Genomic DNA, 21,796 nt, shown 5'->3' with positions numbered 1-21,796 from the left:
GTTTTCAGTAGCGCCGTGGCAAGCCCCTGGCCTTCAGCCATTTTCTCAGGCGACCGCGCGCATTGGCATAGGGCGAGGCGGTATTGAGCTGGATCATCCGGCCCATCGTCCATTTGCCGTACCATGCGTGTTCATAGAGAACGGCGTTGTCGCGGCTTGCAATGGCGGCGACGATCGCGCTCTTCGCCGCGCCGAGACGTTCGAGGAGTTGCGGAAACGCGACGCCCTCATGGTCGCGATAGAATTTCTGCGCGAGCCTGCCGAGTTCGTTCCACTTGAACCCGGTTTCAGGAAAATCGATGGGTTGCTCCGCTGTGTCCTGCGCCAGCCATTTCAACACGAGCTCGTTCCAGCCGACGAGATAGGCGACGAGATCGCAGGCACTCATCTGCGTTCCCTTGGCGTGACCTTCCAGGCGTCGTTCGCGGGCAAGATGTTCGGGGACCTCGGCCAGCGCGGCGGTCAGTTTTTGAAAGGTGGAATCGATCAGGCCGAGCAACGCATCCTTGTCCCGTGGAACGGCCATACTTGTTCATCCCCGTCCGCAAGGCCCATCGAGGCAGTTCCTGTCTGCTTCGAGCGGCAATACCCATGGCCGAGCACCGGTGGGCATGATCACGTTGTCGCACGCCGCAACGAAAAAGGCCGGCGCGGGGCCGGCCTTTCCGTAATGCGAGAGGGCTTGCCGCTCAGCGGGCGACGACGACCCGGGTGCCAACTCTGGCGCGCTCGTAGAGATCGATGACGTCTTCGTTCAGCATGCGGATGCAGCCCGAGGAGACGGCCTGGCCGATGGTCTCCGGCTCGTTCGAGCCGTGGATGCGGTAGAGCGTCGAGCCGAGATAGAGGGCGCGGGCGCCCATCGGGTTCTCCGGGCCACCGGGCATGAAGCGGGGCAGGTCGGGGCGGCGCTTCAGCATCTGCGCCGGCGGGGTCCAGGTTGGCCACTCGGTCTTGCGCGAAACCGTCTGCACGCCCGCCCAGTCGAAGCCGGGACGGCCGACGCCGACGCCGTAGCGGACGGCCTTGCCGTCGGGCAGCACGTAATAGAGACGACGCTCGGCAGTGTTGATGACGATCGTGCCGGGGCGCTGATTGGTGGGATAGGAAACGATCTCACGCGGAATGGCGGTCGCCTGCGCCTTGGCAGGATCGACGTAATTCACCAGCGGCTGGCGGGTTAGCGGGTCGATCTCGGCCATGGCGACGGTCGCGCTCGCCGAAAGGCACACGCCGGCGATCAGAGCCAGGTTGAAGAAACGGGTCATTGTAGCCTCAAACAGGAAGTGAACGGTGGCGCGGAGCGAAAGCTGACGCAAAAACGTCAACAATTCCCCAAGTTTCTGACAGCAACGCCTCTCTGGCGCAATCGATCGACATTCACATCGGCGCGACCCTCTCTCCTTTGGGCAGGTGCGTTGCGGCACTGCAACAGAGCCCGGTGGTTCGAGTCTCGCTTGGGGTGATCTGGGCGCTTTTCCGGCGAAAGCGAGGCGGCGGGTCATGGAACCGCGCACGTCTCCAGGCGTTCTCGTCCCGCCGCCCTTTCGGCGACGAGAACGAGGCCTGCCGACCATGATTCCCGACGATAACGAGGAGCAGCGCATCATCAGGATCGCGCGGGCACTCTGCCGCTCGGCGCGCATCGACCCGGATGCCGCGGTCGACGAGATCACCCGTCCGCTGCTCCCCGCAGCGCAGCGCGACGATGCCGAACTGGGCTCCGCCTGGATGGCTTTCCGCGATTCGGCACGTGCTTTCGCGGCTCTTCATCCGCGCGAAATCGTGCGCAGCCTGTGATGGCTTTTCGGATTGTCGTTAACCGATCGTTCCCATAGAACTGCGGTGAGGGGCAATTTCCGATTGCAAGGCCGGGCGGGCACTGCTCCGTTCCGGGAGAAGCCGGGAAGCTCGCCATGCCTGCGTGCCAGTTCAACGCCGGACCTGAAGAACTCGCTGCCCTGGGAAGCGTCTTTCACCAGGCGTGGCAGCACGTCGCCCCGATGGATGGCCCCCTCGAGAATCCGCACCGCGAATGGCTCGCGCGCCTGATCCTCGGCCTTCACCGCTCCGGTCATTCCGGCGACATCACCCTGCTTGCGATCGAGCAGTTTCTGGCGACCGCGCCGCTGGCCGAAAGGGCTGATGGTGCAAAAGACCAGCCTCCGGCGCTCAACGCCCGGAACTGAGCGCGCCCCGCGCTCGCAGCCGCGCCACGGCGGACCCCTCGGAACTTAGAAGAATCCGCTTTGCAGCCGGGCCCGTCTGGCGGGCAACCTTGCCGTAATCTTCGCCCGCAATCTGCACCACGTCGACCCGGTCCGATGCACGGACATGCGGTCATTAGGCAGATGCGTCGGCGGCGAGCAAGCCGCTGCAAGGAGTATTCGATGAAACGTCTCTCTCCGATGGCTGGCCTCGGCCTGCTGACCCTGCTCGCCGTTCCGGCCATGGCGGCCGATCGTCGCGTGCCTGTTCAGCAATGGCAGCCGGCCTATACCCAGCCGCGGACCTATAACTGGAACGGTCTCTATGTCGGTGCCCATGCCGGCGCCGCCTTCGACCGATTCCAGGGCACCACCCGCAAGAGCCGCAACGAGGCGCTGTTCGGCGGTCAGCTCGGCTACACTGTCCAGTCCGGCCGTCTCGTCACCGGTCTCGAAGCCGACTTCTCCCTCAACGGGCTCGGCAAGGGTGACAAGCGCACCGGCGGCACCACGGCCGACATGCGCTATGTCAGCACCTTCAAGGCCCGTGCGGGTGTCGCCTTCGACCGCGTCCTGGTCTACGGCCTCGCCGGTGCCGCCTATGGCAGCATGCGGGTGAGCAATGGCGGGTTCTCGAGGGAGAAGGGCAAGCTCGGCTATGTCGTGGGCGCCGGTGCCGAATACGGCATCACCGACAATCTCTCCGCCAAGATCGAGTACAACTACGTGTCGCTCGGCAAGCAGAACTTCCAGCTCGCAGGCGGCCGCACCCGCGTCGGCGTCAACGAGCATCTCATCAAGACCGGTTTGAACTTCCGGTTCTGAGCCCCGAGACACCGGGCCGGGTGACCGGCCCGGACCAGTTGCAGCCCTGGGGCCTGTTCTGTCGGTTTGCTGCGCAAGCTGGCCGGTGGAGTGGCCGTCGCTTCCAAGCAAAGGACGGGTTCACCGATCCGGTCGATGCGGCCGGGGCGGTGCCGCCTCCTTGGGCTGCGCCCAGGCATGGATGGGGTGTGATGCGTCTGGATACATCGCCCCTATTCCGGCATTACATTCCATCCGTGCACCCCTGATCTGATTCTTCCCATGCGCGCATTGATCGTCGAGGATGAGCCGCAGCTGATGGCCTTCCTCTGTTCCCTTCTGACCAATGCAGGGCTCATCGCCGATCGCACGACGACGGTCGATGCGGCGCTCGCCGCCCTGCGCTCGACTCCATTCGACATCGCGATCATCGACCGGCGCCTGCCCGATGGCGACGGCCTGTCGATTGTCAAGGCGCTGAGCACCGCAGAGACGCGTCCCGCGTTCCTGGTCCTGACCGCCCGCGATGCCAAGGCCGACGTCATCGATGGCCTGAACGGCGGTGCGGATGACTACCTGGTCAAACCCTTCGAGCCGGAAGAATTGCTGGCGCGGTTGCGGGTCATCATGCGTCGGCGCCATCCCAAGCGCTCGCTGGTGATCACGGCAGGCAATCTCTCGCTCGATCTCGAGGGACGCCGCGCTTCCGTCGATTCGCAGCAACTCGACTTGCGGCGCCGCGAGACGCTGATCCTCGAAGCGCTGGTCCAACGCGTCGGCCGTGTCGTCACCCGCGACGTCCTGATCGAGGCGGTCTACGGTTTCGACGACCTGATCGAGTCGAACACGCTTGAGGCACAGATCTCGCGGCTCCGCCGCAAGCTGAAGGATGCCGGCGCCCGGGTCGAGATCACCTCGCTGCGCGGCATCGGCTACATGCTGAGGGTCTCTGAAGCAGTCTGCTAGGCGGCTCAACAGGAGCCGCGCCGTCCTTCCGGGGGAAACCGACAGGCCTGAGCACCGAGCCGATGCCCCCGCCCAAAAATGCACGTCGGTGACGGTGCTGCCGCCAGATCGACCTGAGTTTCGAGGGCTGGGCCCCTCGCTTCGCGACAGCTCTAATTGACGCTCGAGTTGGAGCAGGAGCCGTCGACAGCGCTTCATCCGCCGATCTCTCGCGGCGGGAAGGTGAGGCGCACCGTGGTGCCGCCCTGCGGCCTGCCGAGAATGGTCAGCGTGCCGCCATGGGCGGCCATGATGTCCCGCACGATCGTCAGGCCGAGGCCGGCGCCGGTCGAATTCTGCGACATCCGGTTGAACGGCTCGGTCATCTGCGGGCGGTCGGAAGCCGGGATGCCGACGCCGTCATCGGAGACCTCGACCACGGCGCCATCGATCACCCTCACCAGGATCGTCGATTTCGCCTGTGCGTGACGCAGCGCGTTGTCGACGAGGTTGGCGATAGCCGCGCGCACGGTCGGCTCGTTGGCCTTGATCTGCGAGCGGCGGTCGCCTTGCTCTTCCAGTTCGACATCGGCGCCGTTGTCGAGAACCAGCGGCGCCAGGTCGGCCAGCACCGCGCGCGCGATCGTGTTTAGCTGCAGCGGCTCGAAGGGCAGCTCGGTGCTGTGCAGGCGTGCGAGCTGCAGCATCGACGAGACGATGGTGGTCAGCCGGCTGATATCGGTGGCGAGTGCAAGCCGCATCTGGTCGTTCGGCAGCGCCTCGATCCGGCCGCGCATCACGGTCAGCGGCGTGCGCAACTCGTGCGCGACATTGTTCATGAAGCGCCGCTGTGCCTCCATGTTGCCGGCGATCTGGTCGAGCGCGGCGTTGAGCGCCGTGGTCAGCGGCATCAGCTCGACCGGGGTTTCCTCGGTCGGCAGCAGGCCGCGCGGCGCCTTCGGGTCGATCTTCGCGGCGGCCTCCGCCGCGCTGCGCAGCCGCTCGCTGATGTAGGACACCGACATCGCGATGGCACCGGCGATGAGCAGGCCGAAAATCACCGAGATCGCCAGGGTGGGCCAGGCCATCGCCCACAGAAAGTAGCCGAGGATCAGGTCCCAGCCCGGGCGGCCGCCGCCGGTCGCGACGATGATGCGGTTGTCATCCTTCTCGATCACGTCGAAGGCGAGCGCATTGTCGCCGCCAACGCGCATCTGCGCGGCGATGGTCGGGCCGTCCAGCCGGATATCGATCGGCAGGGCCGGCCGCAATTCTGGCGCATACTCGACGACGGAACGTCCGTCGGAGACAAGGTACCAGAGGCCGGGGCTGGTGCGCTCGATCCGGGCCAGGCCCGCTGTCTTTTCGACCTGCAAGGCGTTGCCGGGAGACTGGCGCACACCTTGCTGGATGATCTGGGAGGTGACGTCGTTGCGCACGGTGCCGGGATCCTCGGTCATCACGGCAAAGGCGAAGACGGCGCCGACGAAAGCGGTGAGCAGGACGATGCCGAGCAGCGACAGGCGGATGGTGAGGGCGCGCGACAGCGAGGTCATGGCTGGCCTCTGCCGCCATGCCGCAGAGCCCGGCGAAGGGCTGGCGGCAAGGGGGCTGCCGGCCCGGGCCGGACGGAAAGCGGTGCTGCGTTGCGGGTCGTCACGGAACCTCGATCAGGATATGATTTGCGGAGCCCGGCGCTCGCCGCTTCCACTCTCTGCATGGACCGTATCGCCATTGCCGTACAACTCTCTCCAGGAGCTGCCGGCCTGATGCGTGCGCTGCGCGTCCTCCGGATCCGGCCTGCTTTGCGTTGCCTGTTGGTTGCGCTGCTGGCTCTCGCCCCGGGTGTGACGCCGGCGCAGGTAGCGGTCACGGATCGGGATGTCCGGGCGGGACAGCTGCCGACAGCCTCGCGGCAGGACATCTTTCGGCTGGTCGAAACGGTATTCGACACGACTTCCAAGACGGTCAGCATCCCGATCGAGCGTTCGCTCGCACTCTTCGGCGAACCCAACGCCTATATCGTCGGCGGCGAGCTCAGCGGCTCCTTCGTGATCGGCGGGCGACATGGCAGCGGCGAATTGCGTTTCTCGGACGGAGTCCCGATTCCCGTGAGCTGGTCGGCGCTCTCCGTCGGCATCGGGCTCGGCGCCGATTACGGCCGGGTGATCATGCTGGTCTATGGTCTCGATCGACAGGAGGATGTCTTCGGCACCTATGCCAGTCTCGGCGGCAGCGCCCATTTCCTTGCTGGCGCGAACGCCACGATCCTCGCATCGTCGCGGGCCCGGATCGTGCTGATCTCCTCCGGGCTCGGCCTGCGCTTTTCGGGGGATCTTAGCCGCATCGTCATCGCGCCCACGGACACGCCGCAGCAGCTGCGTCCGCCTGGCAGGATTTGCGCCACGCCGGCCGATTGCCCACCGACCGACCGCTAGCGTGGGGCTGATGCGGCAGGAAATGTGCGAGACCGCAAGCGGGCTAGCGGCGCTGGTCGAGAAGGCGATGTGCGGTGGCATGCAGCTCGTCGAGCTGGCTCGAAATATCGAGCGCTATCAGGCCCATTTCGCGCTCGTCGGCCGATTGACGCACATATAGCGGCTCCGACCAGAGGACGCAGCCGCGGCCGAAAGGCAAGGCGATGCTGGCCTTGTCCCAGTTGTCGAGATCGAGCCGCGCGCTCGTCACCGCTGCGAAGAGGTAGATCGGCCGCCCGGTCGAGCGGGCGAGCTTGACCGCCCCCTTGCCGGCGACGCGCGCCACCTTCGGCACATCGGCCGTGAGCAGCAAGCTGGTACCTTCCCGCAACGCCTCGCGCATCTCGAAGAAGGCGGGAACAGCCCGCTTGGCGACGATCTTCGGGCGGCTCTGCGTGCCCGACCCGCGGATGACGCGGAAGCCCGCCCGCTCCACCACGGAGGCCACCACCGTTCCGTCGAAGTGCAGCGAGGTCAGGACGGCGAGCTGCGCTGCGCCTTCGAGCGCTGCCAGGCTCAGCATTTGCTGGCCGTGCCAGGTCAGGGCGATGAAGGGCTCGCGGCTGCGTTCCCAGGGCTTGGCGCCGGGGATCGCCGGCTTGAAGCGCGTCGTCCGCTGAACGAAATCGAGATAGGTGTGCAAGGCGCGGCCGGCGAAGGCCGCAGATGGTTGATTTCCGAATCGCATGATCCGAGCTCCACGGGAGATCCCGGCGGAGTGGTCGGCGCGTCGGCTTGCTGGAACATTGCCCGGCCCTGCGGCGGCGCTTCAGCGTGTCGTGATATGCGCCGCTGTCCTAGGCAGCGGCGCGATGTGGCTTCGCCGCCCGTGCGACTCAGGGCCGATCAGTCGTGCCAGGGAAGCTCGGGCGCCCGGTCAGCCATCTCGATGAAGATGCTGAACGAAGCCAGGTAGAAAATTGCGAAATAGATCATGCGGCCTCTCTCGGCGCCAACGCCAAAGGCGAACATGACGCATTGCCGTAAATCTTCCGCTAATGCCGCCCGGCATCGTCTTCGCATCGGGCGCCCGGGCACCTTCCCGAAACGAATCGGTGCCCCTGATTGTTCCGAGCCGGAGGCGCGTTGGCCTGACAGGACAGTGATGACCGAACCAAAGCAGCTCGGTGCCGCCTAGGTGGCAAACTCTGTCGGCCTTGGAAGGGAATGGTGGGCGGCACAGGGATCGAACCTGTGACCCCTCCCGTGTGAAGGGAGTGCTCTACCGCTGAGCTAGCCGCCCGGACCGCGCTGTTCCTAGTGGGGCGCGGCGGCGCCGTCAAGAACGCTCGACGAGTGCCGGTTCGCCGCCGGTCAGCCGGCGCACAGCCTGCGGCAATTCGCTGAAGTGCTGGATCACCACGTCGGGCTCGAGCGCCTCGACCGGCACGTCGGTGTAACCGAAGGGCACGCACACCACCGGCAGGCCGGCAGCGCGCGCCGTCGCGACGTCCGTGCGCGAATCGCCGACCATCACCGCGCGCCGCGGATCGGCGCCGGCCTCGGCGATCGTCTGCGTCAGGTGGCGCGGATCGGGCTTGAAGAACGGGAAGCTGTCGCGCCCGGCGATCGCGGCGAAACGGTCGGTGATCGAAAAATGGTCGAGGATCAGCCGCGTGTGCAGGATCGGCTTGTTGGTGCAGACGCCGAAGACGAAGCCTTCTGCGGCGAGCGTGTCGAGCGCGCCGATCACGCCGTCATGGATGAAGCTGTTGGGCGCCACCGCTTCGGCGTAGATAACGAGGAAATCCTCGAACAGTAGTTCGAGCTTCTCCGCTTCGAGCGGGCGGCCGCTGACCTTGAAGCCGCGCTCGATCAGGGCGCGCGCGCCGGCGCCGACCAGCTCGCGGGCCCGCTCCACCGGCAGAGCCGGCAGCCCCTCGCGCTCCAGGATGACGTTGAGCGTGCGCATGATGTCGGGGGCGGTTTCGGCGAGCGTGCCGTCGAGGTCGAAAACGACGATGGGAGGCAGGGACATGGCGATCTCTGTGGCTGCGTTGGTCGGCATAAAAGCCTTCCGCCGCAGCTTGGCAAGTTCTGCTCGGCAAGGGTCTGCTTCCTGCGCGGGCAGGGCGGTGCGTCCTGCGCTCACATTGGCGTGCCTGGCAATTGGCAGGCTCATCCCGACCGGCCAGCATGATAGTCTGCGGACGAATCGTCGGAAGGGTCGCAGTGGTGTCGAAGATTTCGCAAACTCCGAAGCGCAGGCTTGGCCGGGCGCTTTCGCTCGCCGGCTTCGCAGCGGTGCTGCTGGCCGCTCCGGTCCTGGCGGCCCCGTTCGAATTCGCGCCGGCGCCGCAGACCGATCTCAACCGGGTCTACCGTGTCGACAAGGCGACCGGCGAGGTCGGCGCCTGCCAGTTCCAGCTCAAGGAGGGCGGCATCGGCGTCACCGCCTGCTTCCCGGCAGGCGAGGGTGCGGGTCCCCAGCCGCCGAGCGACTACGTTCTCGTGCCGTCGCGGCATGAGCGCGAGGGCGGCATCTTCCGCGCCAATGTCCGTACCGGCGAGATGAGCATCTGCTACGTCTTCGACGACAAGGTGGTCTGCACGCCGCAAGCCAAGTAGCGGGCATTTCGGCCGGGTTCGATGGCTCCCGCCGGGCGCCCATGCGCCTGATGCGGGCTTTTTGCTGTCGGCAAGCCCGGTGCCCGCGTGCTAGAGCCCCGGGCATCCCCTCCGCAATGTCCGAGGCCTGCCATGCTCAAGCTCAACGATCCGTCGCTTCTTCGCTCGCAGTGCTATGTCGACGGTAGTTGGATCGGCGAAGGTGTCGATGCGGTCGACAACCCAGCGACCGGCGAGGTTCTCGCAAAAGTGCCGCGCTTCGGCGCCGACGAGACGACCTCTGCAGTCGAGGCGGCCGCGCGCGCCTTCAAGCCCTGGGCCAGGAAGACCGCCAAGGAGCGCTCGGCGATCCTGCGCAAATGGTTCGAGCTGATCATGGCGAGCCAGGAGGATCTGGCGCAGATCATGACGGCCGAGCAGGGCAAGCCGCTGGCCGAGGCGCGCGGCGAGGTCGCCTACGCCGCCTCCTTCGTCGAGTTCTATGCCGAGGAAGCCAAGCGGATCTACGGCGAGACGATTCCCTCGCCCTTCCCGAATTCGCGCATCATCGTGCAGAAGCAGCCGGTCGGCGTCTGCGCCGCGATCACGCCCTGGAATTTCCCGGCCGCGATGATCACCCGCAAATGTGCGCCCGGCCTCGCCGCCGGTTGTACCTTCGTGGTCAAGCCGGCGCCGGACACCCCGCTCACCGCGCTCGCCTTGGTCGAGCTTGCCGAGCGCGCCGGCTTCCCCAAGGGCGTGATCAATGTCGTCACCGGTGACGCCGTCGCGATCGGCGGCGTGATGACCTCGCATCCGACGGTGCGCTTCATCGGCTTCACCGGCTCGACCCCGGTCGGCAAACTCCTGATGCAGCAGGCGGCCTCGACCGTGAAGAAGGTCGGGCTCGAGCTCGGCGGCAATGCGCCCTTCATCGTCTTCGACGATGCCGATGTCGACGCGGCCGTGCAGGGCGCGATCGCGGCCAAGTTCCGCAACATGGGCCAGACCTGCGTCTGCACCAATCGCCTCTTCGTGCAGGAGGGCATCCATGACGAGTTCGTGGCGAAGTTCGCCGGCGAGGTCGCCAAGATGAAGGTCGGCAACGGCGTCGAGGTCGGCGTGGTGCAGGGGCCGCTGATCAATGCGCGCGCGGTCGAGAAGGTCGAGCGCCATGTCGCCGATGCGGTGGCGGGCGGGGCCAAGGTCGTGACCGGTGGCAAGCGCCATGCGCTGGGCCGCAGCTTCTATGAGCCGACGGTGCTGTCCGGCGTGACCACCAAGATGCTGGTGACGCGCGAGGAGACCTTCGGCCCGGTCGCGCCGGTCTACAGCTTCAAGAACGAGGACGAGGTCGTCGCGCTCGCCAACGACACGCCCTTCGGCCTGGCCGCCTATTTCTATACCCGGGATCTCGGCCGCGCCTTCCGCGTCGCCGAAGAGCTGGAATACGGCATGGTCGGCATCAATTCGGCCATGCTCGGCACTGAGGTCGCGCCCTTCGGCGGCGTCAAGGAATCCGGCCTCGGCCGCGAAGGCTCGCTGCACGGCATGGATGAGTTCGTCGAGATGAAATACATGCTCGTTGGCGGGCTGGGCGCATGAGCGACGATCTCAAGAAGGCCGCTGCCGAGGCGGCGCTGGCGCTGGTGCAGCCGGGCATGCGGCTCGGCCTCGGCACGGGCTCGACCGCCAAGCTCTTCGTCGACGGGCTTGGCGCGAAAGTCGCCGCCGGCCTAGATGTGGTCTGTGTCGCGACTTCCGAGGCGACGCAGGCGCAGGCGCTTGGCCTCGGCATCCCGATGTCGACCCTGGACGAGACGCCCGAACTCGATCTCACCATCGACGGCGCGGACGAGATCGACGGCTCCCTGCGGCTGATCAAGGGCGGCGGCGCCGCCCTGCTGCGTGAGAAGATCGTCGCTGCCGCCTCGAAGCGGATGGTGGTCATCGCTGATGCCGGCAAGCAGGTCGCGACGCTTGGCCGTTTCCCGTTGCCGATCGAGGTCGTGCCCTTCGGGTTGGAGGCGACCCGGCGCGCGGTGGCTGCTGCCATCGCCGATGCCGAAGCGAGCGGCGAGCTCGTCCTGCGCAAGCGGCCGGATGGTTCGACGCTCCTGACCGATGGTGGCCATTTCATCCTCGATGCGCATCTCGGCAGCATCGCGGATCCCGAGCGGCTCGCTGCCATGCTCAACCAGGTGCCCGGCGTGGTCGAAAGCGGTCTGTTCATCGGCCTGGCAACGGCGGCCTTCGTCGCGGGGCCGGCCGGTGTGCAGCTCTTCGGGGACGTGTCGGCGAAGCGCGGCTGAAGCCGGATTCTCGCCACGCTCGCGCCCGCTTTCTCGGCAATGTCCGGCCAATGAACCTATCCAGCAAAAGTGGTTTCCACTTTGGCTGGACATGTTCTAAGAGCGGCCAACGGTGTGCCCGGCCGAGGTCCGCCGCCTCGTGAGGCGGATTGAGCCGGTGCCGAGATTCGACAAAGGGGAACCCTGCATGATCCGTCACAGCCTGGCCGGCGCGATCCTTTCGCTGGCGCTGCTTGCCGCACCGGCGTTGGCGCAGCAGGGGCCCAGCCCCGAGCACCTCAAGGCGGCTCGCGACGTCGTCGTCTCCTCGGGCCTCGCCCAGTCCTTCGACTCGATCTACACCGAGTTCGTCGCTGGTGTCCGCCAGAGCGTCGGCACGACCCGGCCGGAGCTGAAGAAGGATCTCGACGAGGTCCTCGCCAGCCTGAAGGATGATGCCGAGTCCAAGCGCAACGAGATCGTCGACACTTCGGCGCGCGCCTTCGCCGGCAAGATGACCGAGCCCGATCTCAAGGAGGTCGCGGCCTTCTTCAACTCGCCGGTCGGCCAGCGCTACAATTCGTTCCGGCCGGAGGTCATCGACGAGATCTACACGCTGCTGCAGCCCTGGAGCGTCGCGACCAGCAACATGCTCTATGATCGCTTCTATGCCGAGATGCGCAAGCGCGGCCATCAGCTCTGAGCGGTAGCGCTCTACATGAAAGCCGCCGGTGCTAGCGCGCCGGCGGCTTTTTCGTGTCTCGTCTCCGCCTCAGTTCACCGGGCCGTGGCCGCCGATATCCTCCATGGTCGGGTCGCTCGGCCGCACACCCGTGGCGCGGTTGACCATCACCGTGACCAGCCATAGCACGACGCCGATGCCGATCAGCACGCCGGCGATCTTGTACTGGACCGGATCACGCCCGGTCCAAGGCCCGGCGAAGAAGGCACAGAACAGCGCGCCCGCCACCGGCAGGATCGTCGGGGTGCGGAAATGGCCGTGGTCGACCGGATCCTTGCGCAGGATCAGCACGGTGATGTTGACGACGGTGAAGACGCAGAGCAGCAGCAGAGCCGTCGTGCCGCCCAGCGCCGGTACCTCGCCGACGAAGGTGATCAGCGCGAAGGCGAGCAGTGTCGTGAAGGCGATCGCGACATAGGGGCTGCGCCGGCTCGGATGCACCTTGCCGAGAACCGGCGGCAGCACGTGCTCGCGGCTCATGCCGTAGACCAGCCGGCTCGCCATCAGCATGTTGATCAGCGCGCTGTTGGCGACGGCGAACATGGTGATGAAGCCGAAGATCCAGATCGGGAAGTTTGGCGCGCCGGCCGCGACCACCTTGAGCAGCGGCGTCTCGCCCTCGCCGAGCTGTTCGGGCGAGACCAGCGTGATCGCCGAAACCGAGACCAGCACATAGATCGTTCCGGTGATGATGAGGCCGGCGAGCAGCACCTTCGGGAATATCCGTGTCGGTTCCTTGCATTCCTCGGCCATGTTGACCGAGTCCTCGAAGCCGACCATCGCGAAGAAGGCGAGGGTGGTCGCGGCGATCACAGGCCAGAACAGCCCGCCATCGCCGGCCGGCTTGAACTGCATCACCCGCGAGACGTCGCCCTGGCCGGCGGCGATCGCCCATAGGCCCACGAAGATCACGATCAGCAGGCCCGTCAGCTCGACGCAGGTCAGCACGACATTGGCCTTCACGCTCTCGCCGACGCCGCGGAAATTGACTGCGGCGACAACCGCCATGAAGCCGAGGCCGAGCAGGGTGATGCCGAACCCACCGGAGAGGCCGAGCCCGAAGGCGCTCGACATGTTCGCCGCGAAGGCGCGCGAGGCGGTCGAGGCCGAGGTGATGCCCGAGCACATCACCGCGAAGGCGACGATGAAGGTGATGAAATGGACGCCGAAGGCCTTGTGCGCGTAGAGCGCCGCGCCGGCGGCGCGCGGATACTTCGTGACGAGCTCGAGATAGCTGAAGGCGGTGATCATCGCGACCACGAACGCGATCAGGAAGGGCAGCCAGACCACGCCGCCGACCTGCTTGGCGACCTGGCCGGTCAGCGCATAGATGCCCGTGCCGAGAATGTCGCCGACGATGAAGAGCAGCAGCAGCCATGGCCCCATCACGCGATGCAGGCTGGGTTCGGCGGTCACAGGCTGGGCGGTGGTGGGGGAAAGCGTTACGTCGCTCATGGTCGATCCTCGGTCGGGCCGCACAGGGCCGGTGAAGATCGCAACACAGTCGCGCCGCATTTGTTCAAGCGCAACCGGCGTTGACACGTGCCGGTTGCGCGTCCGGCGTCAGTCCTCGGCAGCCTTGAACTTGTTCAGCCCCTTCATCACGAAGGGCGCGACCAGAGCGATGAAGGCGATGCCGAGCAGCGTCGCCGAGCCCGGATTCTCAAGCAGGATCATCGGGTCGCCGAGGCTGATCTGCAGGGCGCGTCGCAATTGCGCCTCCGCCATCGGCCCGAGGATCAGCCCGACGACCATCGGCGCGACCGGGTAATCGTAGCGGCGCATCAGATAGCCGAGATAGCCGAAGAGGAAGAGCATGCCGAGCTCGACCGGGGAGGGGTTGACCGCGAGCGTGCCCATGGTCGCGAAGACCAGGATGCCGGCATAGAGCCAGGGCTGTGGCACCGCCAGAAGCCGGACCCAGACCCCGATCAGCGGCAGGTTCAGGATCACCAGCATGACGTTGGCGATGAAGAGCGAGGCGATCAGGCCCCAGACCAGGTCGGGCTTCTCGGCGAAGAGCAGCGGGCCGGGGTTGAGCCCGTACTGCTGGAAGCCGGCCAGCATGATCGCGGCGGTCGCCGAGGTCGGCAGGCCGAGCGTCAGCAGAGGCACGAGCGTGCCGGCGGCTGAGGCGTTGTTGGCGGCTTCCGGGCCGGCGACGCCCTCGATCGCGCCCTTGCCGAACTCATCCGGATATTTGCAGAGCTTCTTCTCCGTCGAATAGCTGAGGAAGGTCGGCACCTCGGCGCCGCCGGCCGGCAGGGCGCCGATCGGGAAACCATAGGCTGTGCCGCGCAGCCAGGGCGCCCAGGAGCGTTTCCAGTCCTGCTTGTTCATCCACAGCGAGCCCTTGATCGGAATGATCTCCTCAGGCTCGCGCCAGCGCTTCGAGGCGACATAGAAGGCCTCGCCGACCGCGAACAGGCCGACGGCGAGCGTCGTCACCTCGACGCCGTTGAGCAGCTCGGGCACGCCGAAGGTCAGGCGGGCCTGGCCGGTCAGCTTGTCGATGCCGATCAGCCCGAGCAGCATGCCGAGGAAGAGGCTCGTCAGGCCACGCAGCGGCGAGTCGCCGAAGGTCGCCGAGACCGTGACGAAGGCGACGATCATCAGCGCGAAGTAGTCCCAAGGCCCGAACTTGATTGCGAGTTCGACCAGCCAGGGCGCCAGGAAGGCGAGGCCGATCGTCGCGATCAGGCCGGCGACGAAGGAGCCGATCGCCGCCGTCGCCAGCGCGGGGCCGCCGCGTCCGGCCTTGGCCATCTTCGAGCCTTCCAGCGCTGTTGCCAGCGAGGCGCTTTCACCGGGGGCATTGAGCAGGATGGCGGTGGTCGAGCCGCCATACATGCCGCCATAATAGATGCCGGCGAACATGATCAGCGAGCCGGCCGGGTCGAGCTTGAAGGTCACCGGCAGCAGGAGGGCGACCGTCAGCGCCGGCCCGATGCCAGGCAGCACGCCCACCGCGGTGCCGAGGAAGACGCCGATCAGGCAGAAAAGGAGCTTGGAGGGCTCGAGAGCGACCGAGAAGCCGTTGGCGAGGGAGAGCAGGGTTTCCATCGGGGCGCGCCTTTCAGCCCAGTAGCCGCTCGAGCGGCCCGGCCGGTAGCGACAGGGTCAGGAGCTTGAGGAAGAGCAGGTAGATCGAGGCGCCCATGACGAGGCCGATCGCGATGTCGGCCGGCAGCGCATCACGACCGAAGCCGCGTGCCGTGCAGGAAAACAGGATCGCCGTGGCGATGATGAAGCCGCCGCCGAGCGCGATGCAGGCGATCAGCCCGACGAGTCCGCCGCCGATCCAGAGCAGCGCCCGCACATCGGCCGGCTCTGGCTTCGGCAGGCCTTCCTTGAAGGCGACGACGAGATGAGCGAGGCCGAGCGTGACCAGCCCGGCGCAGACGACATAGGGCATCGCAGTCGGCCCTACGCCGTAATTCGAGGTGATCGTCTGGCGCGATGCGTCGAAGGCGACGATCGCCGCGGCGGCCAGAAGCAGGAGCCCGACGACGAGGGCAGGGCGGTCGATGGAACGGGACATGGGCTTTGCCGTCGAGCTTGTGTTGAGAACTGCGAAGACGGGCGGCCATGCGGCCACCCGTCGATATCGGGTATTCTTACTTCACCAGGCCGACATCGCGCATGACCTTCTCGACGCGCACGGTCTCGGCCTTCAGGAAGGCGTCGAACTCGGCGCTGGCGAGATAGGCGTCGTCCCAGCCACGGGCCTTCAGGATCTCGGCCCATTCCTTCGACTTGACCATCTTGTCGATCGCGCCGGAAAGCGTGGTCTTCTGCGCGTCCGTCAGGCCCGGAGGGGCGACGACCGAGCGCCAGTTGAGCAGCTCGACATCGACGCCGCCCTCCTTCAGGGTCGGGGCATCGGGCGCGTTCTCAAGGCGCTTGCCGGCGCTGACGCCGACGACGCGCAGCTTGCCGGCCTTGATCTGGCCTTCGAACTCGCCATAGCCGGAGATGCCAGCTGTAACCCGGCCGCCGAGCATGGCGGCCAGCGCCTCGCCGCCGCCCGAGAAGGGGATGTAGTTGATCTTCTTGGCATCGCCGCCCGCCGCGTCCGTGAACAGCGCGGCGAGGATGTGGTCGGCACCGCCGGCCGAGCCGCCGGCCCAGGTCACCTTGGCCGGATCGGCCTTGACGCGCTCGGCAAGGTCCTTGGCGGTCTTGATCGGCGAATCGGCGGGCACGACGATGACAAGGGCTTCGGCGGTCAGGCGGGCGATCGGGGTCGCCTGCGTCAGGTTGACCGGCGACTTGTTGAGCAGGATCGCGCCGACCATCACGAAGCCGTTGACCATCAGCTGATTGCCGTCGCCCTTGGCGCCGATCAACTGGGCGAGGCCGATGGTACCGCCGGCGCCGGTGACGTTGGTCACCTGGACGCTCTTGGCGATGCCGGACGCGGTCAGGGCCTGCTGCATCGAGCGGGCGGTGCCGTCCCAGCCGCCGCCGGGGGCGGCGGGCGCCATGATCTTCAGTTCGAGCTGGGCGAATGCGGCCGTCGTCAGGCCGGCGAGCGCGACCGCCGTGACGGCGCCGCGCTTGAGAATGGCTGTCAGCATGTTCTACCTCCCGCGCGCGGCCCTTCCGCGCAATATGTTGTAGGCGCCCGCCTGTGGCATTGCGCCGCCCGCGCAGTCAATTGCGCCTGATTGATCAATCTTAAGTCAAGGTCTTTCGCGGACTCCGACTTCCCCCTATTGCGCGCTTCGGCGATCGCGTATGAGCACGCCGATGTCTCGACCTGCTTCTTCTGTGGTGACGGGTACCCCCATTGCCGGAGCCGCTGCGGCGCTCGGCCATGGCCTGCTCGCTGCGCTTCCCCTCGCAATGTGGGCCGCGACGCGGTCCGCGCCGCTGTTCCTGGCTCTGGCGGCACTCGCCTTTCTCGTCGCCGCCGTCGCCGGCGAGGGGCTCGTCCCGATGCGCGTGCGGCTCTGGAAGCTCCTGTCTTCTCCGCTCGGTCTCCTGCTCTTCGTCTTCGCGCTATGGGCACTGCTCAGCACGAGCTGGAGCCATCGCCCGGTAGCGGGCCTGCGGATGTGGGGCGAGTTCATGTTGCCGGTGCTCGCCGGGCTGGCGATTGCGGCGAGCGGAGCCTTTGCGCCGTCCCGGCGGTTCATGCGCGTGCTCGCCGTCACTGTGATCCTGGCCGCGTGCCTGCTCTATTACGAGTTCGTCACCGAGTTCGCGGTGCGCAAATGGCTCGCCCTCGACCGGCGCCAGGAGAGCTTCTATTTCAACCGCGCCGCGCTCACCTGCCTGATCCTTGCAGTACCCGTCATCCATTGCCTCTGGCAGGAAGGCGGAGGGCGCGATCGCGCGCTTGCCGGCCTGGTCGGCCTCGTCGTCGCGGTCCTGGTCTTCGCTTCGGACAGCGAGGCGGCCAAGCTCGGGCTCGTCGTGATGGTCGCGGCCAGGCTCGCTTTGGCGGTGGCGCCGCGCCTGGCCCTTGCTGCGACCGCCGCAGCCTTCCTGGCGACCATGGCGCTCGCCCCTGCGATCGGGCCGGCACTGGAGGCGGAGATGCCGGCCGCGTTGCGCAGCCATCTCCAGCCCTCGCACGAGGTCCGCATCGATATCTGGGAGACCTTCGGCGAGGCGGCGATGCTGCGGCCGGTGCTCGGCTACGGCTTCAACGCTGCGGCGACATTGGACCAGAATCCGGTGGCGCAACGCATTTCGCAGCCGCGCCGGGCGCTGCTTCCGATCGGCCATCCCCATAGCGCGCCGCTGCAGGCCTGGGTCGATACCGGCCTCGTCGGAGCCGCCTTGCTCGCGGCGGCCGGGCTGCTGCTGCTCGCGCGCTTGAGGCGCCTGTCGCACGCGCGGGCGGCGATGCCGGTCGCCTTTTTCGCCGGCTGCTTCGCGATCGTGGTGGTCGCGCATGGCGCCTGGCAGGGCTGGTGGATCGCCATTCTGGCCCTGGCTGCGTTGCTGTTCTGCGCCGCTCCCTTGAACACGCGAAATCTCGAGGACAGGACATGAGCGAGTTCGACGTCGATCTCTTCGTCATCGGTGCAGGTTCGGGCGGTACCCGCGCGGCCCGGATCTCCGCCGGCCATGGCGCCAGCGTCGCCATCGCCGAGGAAGACAGGATCGGCGGCACCTGCGTGATCCGCGGTTGCGTGCCGAAGAAGCTCTTCGTCTATGCCAGCCGCTTCGCCGACGAGTTCGAGGACGCCGCCGGCTTCGGCTGGAAGCTCGCCAAGCCGGAGTTCGATTGGCCGACGTTGCGCGATGCCGTCGCCAACGAGGTCGGCCGGCTCTCCGGGCTCTATCGCAAGGGGCTCGAGGCGGCGATGGTGCAGGTCCATGAGGAGCGCGCCGTCATCGAGGACGCGCACACGGTGCGGTTGCAGCGCAGCGGCAAGCCGGTCCGGGCCCGCCATATCCTCGTCGCCACCGGCGGCTACCCGGCCTTCGATCCGCCGATCCCGGGCGGCGAGTACGGCATCTCCTCGAACGAGGTCTTCCATCTGTCGGAGCTGCCCCGCCGCATGCTCGTCGTCGGTGGCGGCTATATCGCGCTCGAATTCGCCAGCCTCTTCGCGCGGCTCGGCGTCGTCGTCACAGTGCTGCATCGCGGCGACAACGTCCTGCGCGGCTTCGACGAGGATGTCCGCACGCGGCTGCGCGAGGCGCTCGGCCATGCCGGCATCACGCTGCGCCTCGGCTGCACGGTCGACCGCATCGAACTGCTGCCTGACGGCACGCGCCGGGCCCATTGCGCCAAGGGCGAGCCGATCGATGCCGACGTGATCCTCGTCGCGACCGGTCGTCGTCCCAACACCGACGGGCTCGGACTGGAAACGGCGGGTGTCAAGCTCGGGCCGATCGGCCAGGTCCTGGTCGACGAGAACTCCGCCTCGAACGTCCCGTCGATCCATGCGGTCGGCGATGTCACCAACCGGATCAACCTGACCCCTGTCGCAATCCGCGAGGGCCACGCCTTCGCCGACTCGACCTTCGGCAACAAGCCCTGGACGACAGACCACAGCATCGTCGCTTCGGCGGTCTTCACGACGCCGGAAATCGGTACCGTTGGGCTCACCGAGCAGCAGGCGGTCGCCGCCGGTCATGAGCTGCGTGTCTTCGAGACCGGCTTCCGGCCTATGAAGGCGACGATCTCGGGCCGTCATGAGCGCATCTACATGAAGCTCGTAGTCGACGCGAAGACCGACAGGATGCTGGGTGTCCACATCCTCGGTCACGATGCCGGGGAGATCATCCAGGCCGTCGCCATCGCCGTGACCATGGGCGCGACCAAGGCGGATTTCGACCGCACCATCGCCCTGCATCCGAGCGCCGCCGAGGAACTCGTCACCATGCGCACGGCCCGCAAGAGCGCTCTCTGACCGCCGGTTCGTAGCCGACGACTCTGATCATCGGAGGGGGCCGCTACGGGCCCTTCGGGCGGGGGCGCAGGAGCGCCTCCTAAGGCTCGCAGTCAGAGCGCCGGCTGTCATAAGTCAGCCTTGCATCGTTCAGGCCGATGTCGCTGGTCATGTGCGCGCTTAGCCCTTCTGGCTCGAGCCGCTCGTTCAGCGCCAGCCTATGCTCGTGGCGGCGCCGCAAGAATGCGGGCCAGCGCAGTCTCAACGCTGGTGCGATGCTGACAGTTCCGTTTTTCCTGCTAGTTTCGGCCGTCATCATGCGGCTCCCGGGAGGCGTTCTGTGGCCCCTAGGGATGCCGCCGGCAGCCGTCGCGGACAAACCGGATTTTGCGCTTCATGCATAAGGTCAGCTGATGAGTAATCTGGCGACCGGCCTGCCCCCGCTCAGCGCGGTCCGTGCCTTCGAGGCTGCCGCGCGCCATGGCAGCTTCACCCGCGCCGCGGCGGAACTCGGCATGACGCAGGCCGCGGTGAGCTACCAGATCAAGCTGCTGGAGGACCGGCTCGGCCTCCCGCTCTTCCAGCGCCAAGCCCGCCGCGTCGTCCTGACCGAGACGGGCGAGCGCCTGGCGTCGTCGGTGATGGATTCCTTCGACGGGCTGCGTGCGGCCTTTGCAGCGGTCACCGAGACGGCCGAAGGCGTCCTCTCGATCCAGGCCTTGCCGACCATCGCCTCGAACTGGCTGGTGCCGCGCCTCGGCTTGTTCCAGTGCGCCAATCCCGGGCTGGCGGTGCGGATGACCACGCAGACCGGGCTACACGAGCCGCAGTCCGACGATTGCGACGTCGCCATACGTCGTGGCAGCGGCCAGTGGCCGGGGCTCGAGGCACACTGGCTGATGAAGAGCGAGTTCACCCCGCTCTGCGGCCCGAACCTGTTCCGCGATCTCGGCCGCCCGCCGCAGCCTTCTGACCTCTTGCGGGTGAAACGGATCGGCAAGACCGAGGCTTGGGACCAATGGTTCGCTGCCGCCGGGGTCAATTCGGAGGCCACGCCGACAGAGGCAGGCTTCGATCTCGCGGTTCAACAGCTCGAAGTCACCGCGGCGCTCGCCAGCAACGGCGCAGCGATGTGCTCGCCGGTCTTCTTTCGGCGCGAGCTCTGCGAAGGGCTGCTGATCCAGCCCTTCGCTCTGATGCTGGAAGGCGGCTATGATTACTGGCTGACCTATCCGGCGCGGCGCCGGACGGCGCGCAAGATCACCCTGTTCCGCGACTGGCTGCTGGAGCAGGCGCGCGAGCCTGCAGCTATTTCGTCAGCCCCTTCTTCGCCAGCCAGTCCTGGATCAGCTGTGCGACAGCCAGATTATTCTTGTCCATCATGAGCATGTGCGAATTGCCGGTGAGGCCGACGGCGGGCAGGTTGACGACATCGACCGAGCCGCCGGCGGCGGTGATCTTGTCGCCGAAATCGGTCGCTGTCTTGCGGATCGTCGGCCAGCGCGCATCCTGCTCGATATAGTCGCCGAACACCATCAGCACCGGGATGTCCTTCAGCGCCGCTGCCTTCGCGGGATCGCCGATGCCGGCCGGCTCTACCGCGATCAGCGCCTTGACCTTGTCGGGCCGTGCCTGCGCCACCTTGAAGCCGAACTGGCCGGACTGGCTGTGGAACGAGATCACACAGGGGCAGACCTTGTCGACCTCGGCGATATAGGCGTCGATGATCATCTGGTCGGTCGAGGTCCAGCGCGGCACGATCTGCTTGACGAAGTTGTCGTAGCCCTCGGCCGGGAACTGGCTGCCCGGCAGGTATTTGCGCTTGGCGGGATCGCCGTCGTAGCCGCCGCTCGCGCCGATGCGGAAGCGCTCGAACGGGTTCGCCGTGGTCAGGAAAAGCGGCTCGCCGGGAATGACGTCGGGGTACATCGCCCAGCTTGAGCGACCGCGCTCGACCGCGTCGGAGTTGTAGACCGACCAGCCTTTGCGCAGGAAGAATTCGAGCCAGCCCTGGCGCCCGTCCGGCGTGGTCTCGTAGTTGACCCCGGTCATACCGCCGCCATGCCAGAGCAGCAGCGGGACCGTGCCCTTCTCGTTTTGCGGCAGGAAGTACTGCACATACATCTGCCCGGTCTGGTAGGTGCCGTTGGGGTCGACGCGCGCCGGCGTGCCGCCGGGCGTGAACACCACGTCCTTCACCGGCCGCCCGGAAATCTCGACCAGCTTGCCGCCGACATGGAAGGAGCCCATGCCGCGCAGGGTGATCGGCTCCTGGGCCTGCTGGGCCTGTGCCGGCCCGAGGCTGCAGGCCAGGCCGAAAGCGGCCGCCAGAACGTGACGTCTCATGGTTCCTCCCGTCGCCGCTAATGGGCGTTGTTGGTTGCGCGGTGATCTTCGGCCGCGCTGCGTGAGGGAGACAATGGTCTTT

At 66.9% G+C, this 21,796-nt stretch carries 22 protein-coding genes and 1 tRNA gene; 12 read left to right on the top strand and 11 right to left on the bottom strand.

Going from position 1 to position 21,796, the window contains the following annotated elements; translation table 11 throughout:
* Positions 1-4: 4 nt before the first annotated feature.
* Together DK26_RS08310 and DK26_RS08305 are read right to left on the bottom strand one after the other, a co-directional pair.
* Positions 5-526: a ClbS/DfsB family four-helix bundle protein gene (locus tag DK26_RS08310; protein ID WP_066470468.1), complete on the bottom strand. Its 522-nt coding sequence runs from the start codon at positions 524-526 to the stop codon at positions 5-7.
* A 163-nt stretch (positions 527-689) separates the two neighbouring features.
* Positions 690-1,268 (bottom strand): L,D-transpeptidase, encoded by a 579-nt coding sequence (locus DK26_RS08305; protein ID WP_066470467.1) that lies wholly within the window; start codon positions 1,266-1,268, stop codon positions 690-692.
* A gap of 307 nt (positions 1,269-1,575) precedes the next feature.
* Here DK26_RS08305 and DK26_RS08300 point away from each other — a divergent pair, with 307 nt between their 5' ends.
* The 4 genes from DK26_RS08300 to DK26_RS08285 all read left to right on the top strand — a co-directional run bounded on the left by DK26_RS08300 (position 1,576) and on the right by DK26_RS08285 (position 3,977).
* Positions 1,576-1,800, top strand: coding sequence for a hypothetical protein (locus DK26_RS08300; RefSeq protein WP_066470465.1), 225 nt, complete (start codon positions 1,576-1,578; stop codon positions 1,798-1,800).
* Between the two features lie 116 nt (positions 1,801-1,916).
* The gene (locus DK26_RS08295; RefSeq protein WP_157089580.1) at positions 1,917-2,189 is read left to right on the top strand and encodes a hypothetical protein; all 273 of its coding nucleotides are present in this window, start codon (positions 1,917-1,919) and stop codon (positions 2,187-2,189) included.
* A gap of 201 nt (positions 2,190-2,390) precedes the next feature.
* Positions 2,391-3,032 (top strand): outer membrane protein, encoded by a 642-nt coding sequence (locus DK26_RS08290; protein ID WP_184231739.1) that lies wholly within the window; start codon positions 2,391-2,393, stop codon positions 3,030-3,032.
* Between the two features lie 261 nt (positions 3,033-3,293).
* Positions 3,294-3,977 carry a response regulator transcription factor gene (locus DK26_RS08285; protein ID WP_066470448.1) on the top strand — a complete coding sequence of 228 codons (684 nt, stop codon included), beginning with the start codon at positions 3,294-3,296 and terminating at the stop codon, positions 3,975-3,977.
* Between the two features lie 194 nt (positions 3,978-4,171).
* On the opposite strand, the gene DK26_RS08280 is transcribed toward DK26_RS08285, so the two are convergent.
* Positions 4,172-5,512 carry a HAMP domain-containing sensor histidine kinase gene (locus DK26_RS08280; RefSeq protein WP_066470446.1) on the bottom strand — a complete coding sequence of 447 codons (1,341 nt, stop codon included), beginning with the start codon at positions 5,510-5,512 and terminating at the stop codon, positions 4,172-4,174.
* 213 nt (positions 5,513-5,725) lie between these two features.
* Here DK26_RS08280 and DK26_RS08275 point away from each other — a divergent pair, with 213 nt between their 5' ends.
* Positions 5,726-6,394: an EipA family protein gene (locus DK26_RS08275; protein ID WP_066470443.1), complete on the top strand. Its 669-nt coding sequence runs from the start codon at positions 5,726-5,728 to the stop codon at positions 6,392-6,394.
* Between the two features lie 43 nt (positions 6,395-6,437).
* Here DK26_RS08275 and DK26_RS08270 read toward each other — a convergent pair whose 3' ends face one another.
* From DK26_RS08270 to DK26_RS08260, 3 genes are all read right to left on the bottom strand, one after another.
* On the bottom strand, positions 6,438-7,121 hold the full coding sequence (locus DK26_RS08270; protein WP_083533073.1) for a DUF374 domain-containing protein: 684 nt from the start codon (positions 7,119-7,121) through the stop codon (positions 6,438-6,440).
* Between the two features lie 480 nt (positions 7,122-7,601).
* Positions 7,602-7,676, bottom strand: a tRNA-Val gene (locus DK26_RS08265).
* Positions 7,677-7,712: 36 nt separating this feature from the next.
* Positions 7,713-8,411 carry an HAD family hydrolase gene (locus tag DK26_RS08260; RefSeq protein ID WP_066470773.1) on the bottom strand — a complete coding sequence of 233 codons (699 nt, stop codon included), beginning with the start codon at positions 8,409-8,411 and terminating at the stop codon, positions 7,713-7,715.
* Between the two features lie 266 nt (positions 8,412-8,677).
* Between DK26_RS08260 and DK26_RS08255 the strand changes: the two genes are divergently transcribed.
* The 4 genes from DK26_RS08255 (at position 8,678) to DK26_RS08240 (ending at position 11,974) form a co-directional block, all read left to right on the top strand.
* Positions 8,678-9,001, top strand: a complete 324-nt coding sequence (locus DK26_RS08255; RefSeq protein ID WP_184231741.1) for a hypothetical protein — start codon at positions 8,678-8,680, stop codon at positions 8,999-9,001.
* Between the two features lie 132 nt (positions 9,002-9,133).
* A complete protein-coding gene (locus tag DK26_RS08250) occupies positions 9,134-10,585 on the top strand; it encodes an NAD-dependent succinate-semialdehyde dehydrogenase (RefSeq protein WP_066470431.1) in 1,452 nt (483 codons plus the stop codon).
* The gene (rpiA, locus tag DK26_RS08245; protein ID WP_066470426.1) at positions 10,582-11,292 is read left to right on the top strand and encodes a ribose-5-phosphate isomerase RpiA; all 711 of its coding nucleotides are present in this window, start codon (positions 10,582-10,584) and stop codon (positions 11,290-11,292) included. The genes DK26_RS08250 and rpiA overlap by 4 nt, the downstream gene beginning before the upstream one ends.
* A 187-nt stretch (positions 11,293-11,479) precedes the next feature.
* Entirely contained in the window at positions 11,480-11,974 is a 495-nt protein-coding gene (locus DK26_RS08240) for a DUF2059 domain-containing protein (protein WP_066470422.1), read from the top strand.
* Positions 11,975-12,043: 69 nt separating this feature from the next.
* On the opposite strand, the gene DK26_RS08235 is transcribed toward DK26_RS08240, so the two are convergent.
* The 4 genes from DK26_RS08235 to DK26_RS08220 all read right to left on the bottom strand — a co-directional run bounded on the left by DK26_RS08235 (position 12,044) and on the right by DK26_RS08220 (position 16,593).
* Entirely contained in the window at positions 12,044-13,468 is a 1,425-nt protein-coding gene (locus DK26_RS08235; RefSeq protein ID WP_066470421.1) for an APC family permease, read from the bottom strand.
* A gap of 108 nt (positions 13,469-13,576) precedes the next feature.
* A complete protein-coding gene (locus tag DK26_RS08230; RefSeq protein ID WP_066470420.1) occupies positions 13,577-15,076 on the bottom strand; it encodes a tripartite tricarboxylate transporter permease in 1,500 nt (499 codons plus the stop codon).
* Positions 15,077-15,089: 13 nt separating this feature from the next.
* Positions 15,090-15,554 carry a tripartite tricarboxylate transporter TctB family protein gene (locus DK26_RS08225; protein WP_066470418.1) on the bottom strand — a complete coding sequence of 155 codons (465 nt, stop codon included), beginning with the start codon at positions 15,552-15,554 and terminating at the stop codon, positions 15,090-15,092.
* A gap of 76 nt (positions 15,555-15,630) precedes the next feature.
* On the bottom strand, positions 15,631-16,593 hold the full coding sequence (locus DK26_RS08220) for a tripartite tricarboxylate transporter substrate binding protein (RefSeq protein WP_066470416.1): 963 nt from the start codon (positions 16,591-16,593) through the stop codon (positions 15,631-15,633).
* 172 nt (positions 16,594-16,765) lie between these two features.
* On the opposite strand from DK26_RS08220, the gene DK26_RS08215 reads away from it, so the two are divergent.
* The 3 genes from DK26_RS08215 to DK26_RS08205 all read left to right on the top strand — a co-directional run bounded on the left by DK26_RS08215 (position 16,766) and on the right by DK26_RS08205 (position 20,753).
* Positions 16,766-18,019, top strand: coding sequence for an O-antigen ligase family protein (locus tag DK26_RS08215; protein ID WP_184231738.1), 1,254 nt, complete (start codon positions 16,766-16,768; stop codon positions 18,017-18,019).
* Positions 18,016-19,389 carry a glutathione-disulfide reductase gene (gor, locus tag DK26_RS08210; RefSeq protein ID WP_066470407.1) on the top strand — a complete coding sequence of 458 codons (1,374 nt, stop codon included), beginning with the start codon at positions 18,016-18,018 and terminating at the stop codon, positions 19,387-19,389. The genes DK26_RS08215 and gor overlap by 4 nt, the downstream gene beginning before the upstream one ends.
* A gap of 392 nt (positions 19,390-19,781) precedes the next feature.
* Positions 19,782-20,753, top strand: coding sequence for a LysR family transcriptional regulator (locus tag DK26_RS08205; RefSeq protein ID WP_083533070.1), 972 nt, complete (start codon positions 19,782-19,784; stop codon positions 20,751-20,753).
* Here DK26_RS08205 and DK26_RS08200 read toward each other — a convergent pair.
* The gene (locus tag DK26_RS08200) at positions 20,677-21,714 is read right to left on the bottom strand and encodes an esterase (RefSeq protein WP_066470405.1); all 1,038 of its coding nucleotides are present in this window, start codon (positions 21,712-21,714) and stop codon (positions 20,677-20,679) included. The genes DK26_RS08205 and DK26_RS08200 overlap by 77 nt on opposite strands.
* Positions 21,715-21,796: the final 82 nt, after the last annotated feature.

The sequence above is a fragment of the Allobosea sp. WAO genome (assembly GCF_001509835.1).
In the GTDB taxonomy this organism is placed as follows: Bacteria; Pseudomonadota; Alphaproteobacteria; order Rhizobiales; family Beijerinckiaceae; genus Allobosea.
The sequence above is the reverse complement of the archived record's forward strand: the minus strand, read 5'-3'. Positions and strand labels throughout refer to the sequence as shown.

What these genes read in the sequence shown, in the direction of transcription:
- DK26_RS08310 (WP_066470468.1), bottom strand. Translation starts at nt 526, where the DNA reads ATGGCCGTTCCACGGGACAAGGATGCGTTGCTCGGCCTGATCGATTCC.
- DK26_RS08305 (WP_066470467.1), bottom strand. Translation starts at nt 1,268, where the DNA reads ATGACCCGTTTCTTCAACCTGGCTCTGATCGCCGGCGTGTGCCTTTCG.
- DK26_RS08300 (WP_066470465.1), top strand. Translation starts at nt 1,576, where the DNA reads ATGATTCCCGACGATAACGAGGAGCAGCGCATCATCAGGATCGCGCGG.
- DK26_RS08295 (WP_157089580.1), top strand. Translation starts at nt 1,917, where the DNA reads ATGCCTGCGTGCCAGTTCAACGCCGGACCTGAAGAACTCGCTGCCCTG.
- DK26_RS08290 (WP_184231739.1), top strand. Translation starts at nt 2,391, where the DNA reads ATGAAACGTCTCTCTCCGATGGCTGGCCTCGGCCTGCTGACCCTGCTC.
- DK26_RS08285 (WP_066470448.1), top strand. Translation starts at nt 3,294, where the DNA reads ATGCGCGCATTGATCGTCGAGGATGAGCCGCAGCTGATGGCCTTCCTC.
- DK26_RS08280 (WP_066470446.1), bottom strand. Translation starts at nt 5,512, where the DNA reads ATGACCTCGCTGTCGCGCGCCCTCACCATCCGCCTGTCGCTGCTCGGC.
- DK26_RS08275 (WP_066470443.1), top strand. Translation starts at nt 5,726, where the DNA reads ATGCGTGCGCTGCGCGTCCTCCGGATCCGGCCTGCTTTGCGTTGCCTG.
- DK26_RS08270 (WP_083533073.1), bottom strand. Translation starts at nt 7,121, where the DNA reads ATGCGATTCGGAAATCAACCATCTGCGGCCTTCGCCGGCCGCGCCTTG.
- DK26_RS08260 (WP_066470773.1), bottom strand. Translation starts at nt 8,411, where the DNA reads ATGTCCCTGCCTCCCATCGTCGTTTTCGACCTCGACGGCACGCTCGCC.
- DK26_RS08250 (WP_066470431.1), top strand. Translation starts at nt 9,134, where the DNA reads ATGCTCAAGCTCAACGATCCGTCGCTTCTTCGCTCGCAGTGCTATGTC.
- rpiA (WP_066470426.1), top strand. Translation starts at nt 10,582, where the DNA reads ATGAGCGACGATCTCAAGAAGGCCGCTGCCGAGGCGGCGCTGGCGCTG.
- DK26_RS08240 (WP_066470422.1), top strand. Translation starts at nt 11,480, where the DNA reads ATGATCCGTCACAGCCTGGCCGGCGCGATCCTTTCGCTGGCGCTGCTT.
- DK26_RS08235 (WP_066470421.1), bottom strand. Translation starts at nt 13,468, where the DNA reads ATGAGCGACGTAACGCTTTCCCCCACCACCGCCCAGCCTGTGACCGCC.
- DK26_RS08230 (WP_066470420.1), bottom strand. Translation starts at nt 15,076, where the DNA reads ATGGAAACCCTGCTCTCCCTCGCCAACGGCTTCTCGGTCGCTCTCGAG.
- DK26_RS08225 (WP_066470418.1), bottom strand. Translation starts at nt 15,554, where the DNA reads ATGTCCCGTTCCATCGACCGCCCTGCCCTCGTCGTCGGGCTCCTGCTT.
- DK26_RS08220 (WP_066470416.1), bottom strand. Translation starts at nt 16,593, where the DNA reads ATGCTGACAGCCATTCTCAAGCGCGGCGCCGTCACGGCGGTCGCGCTC.
- DK26_RS08215 (WP_184231738.1), top strand. Translation starts at nt 16,766, where the DNA reads ATGTCTCGACCTGCTTCTTCTGTGGTGACGGGTACCCCCATTGCCGGA.
- gor (WP_066470407.1), top strand. Translation starts at nt 18,016, where the DNA reads ATGAGCGAGTTCGACGTCGATCTCTTCGTCATCGGTGCAGGTTCGGGC.
- DK26_RS08205 (WP_083533070.1), top strand. Translation starts at nt 19,782, where the DNA reads ATGAGTAATCTGGCGACCGGCCTGCCCCCGCTCAGCGCGGTCCGTGCC.
- DK26_RS08200 (WP_066470405.1), bottom strand. Translation starts at nt 21,714, where the DNA reads ATGAGACGTCACGTTCTGGCGGCCGCTTTCGGCCTGGCCTGCAGCCTC.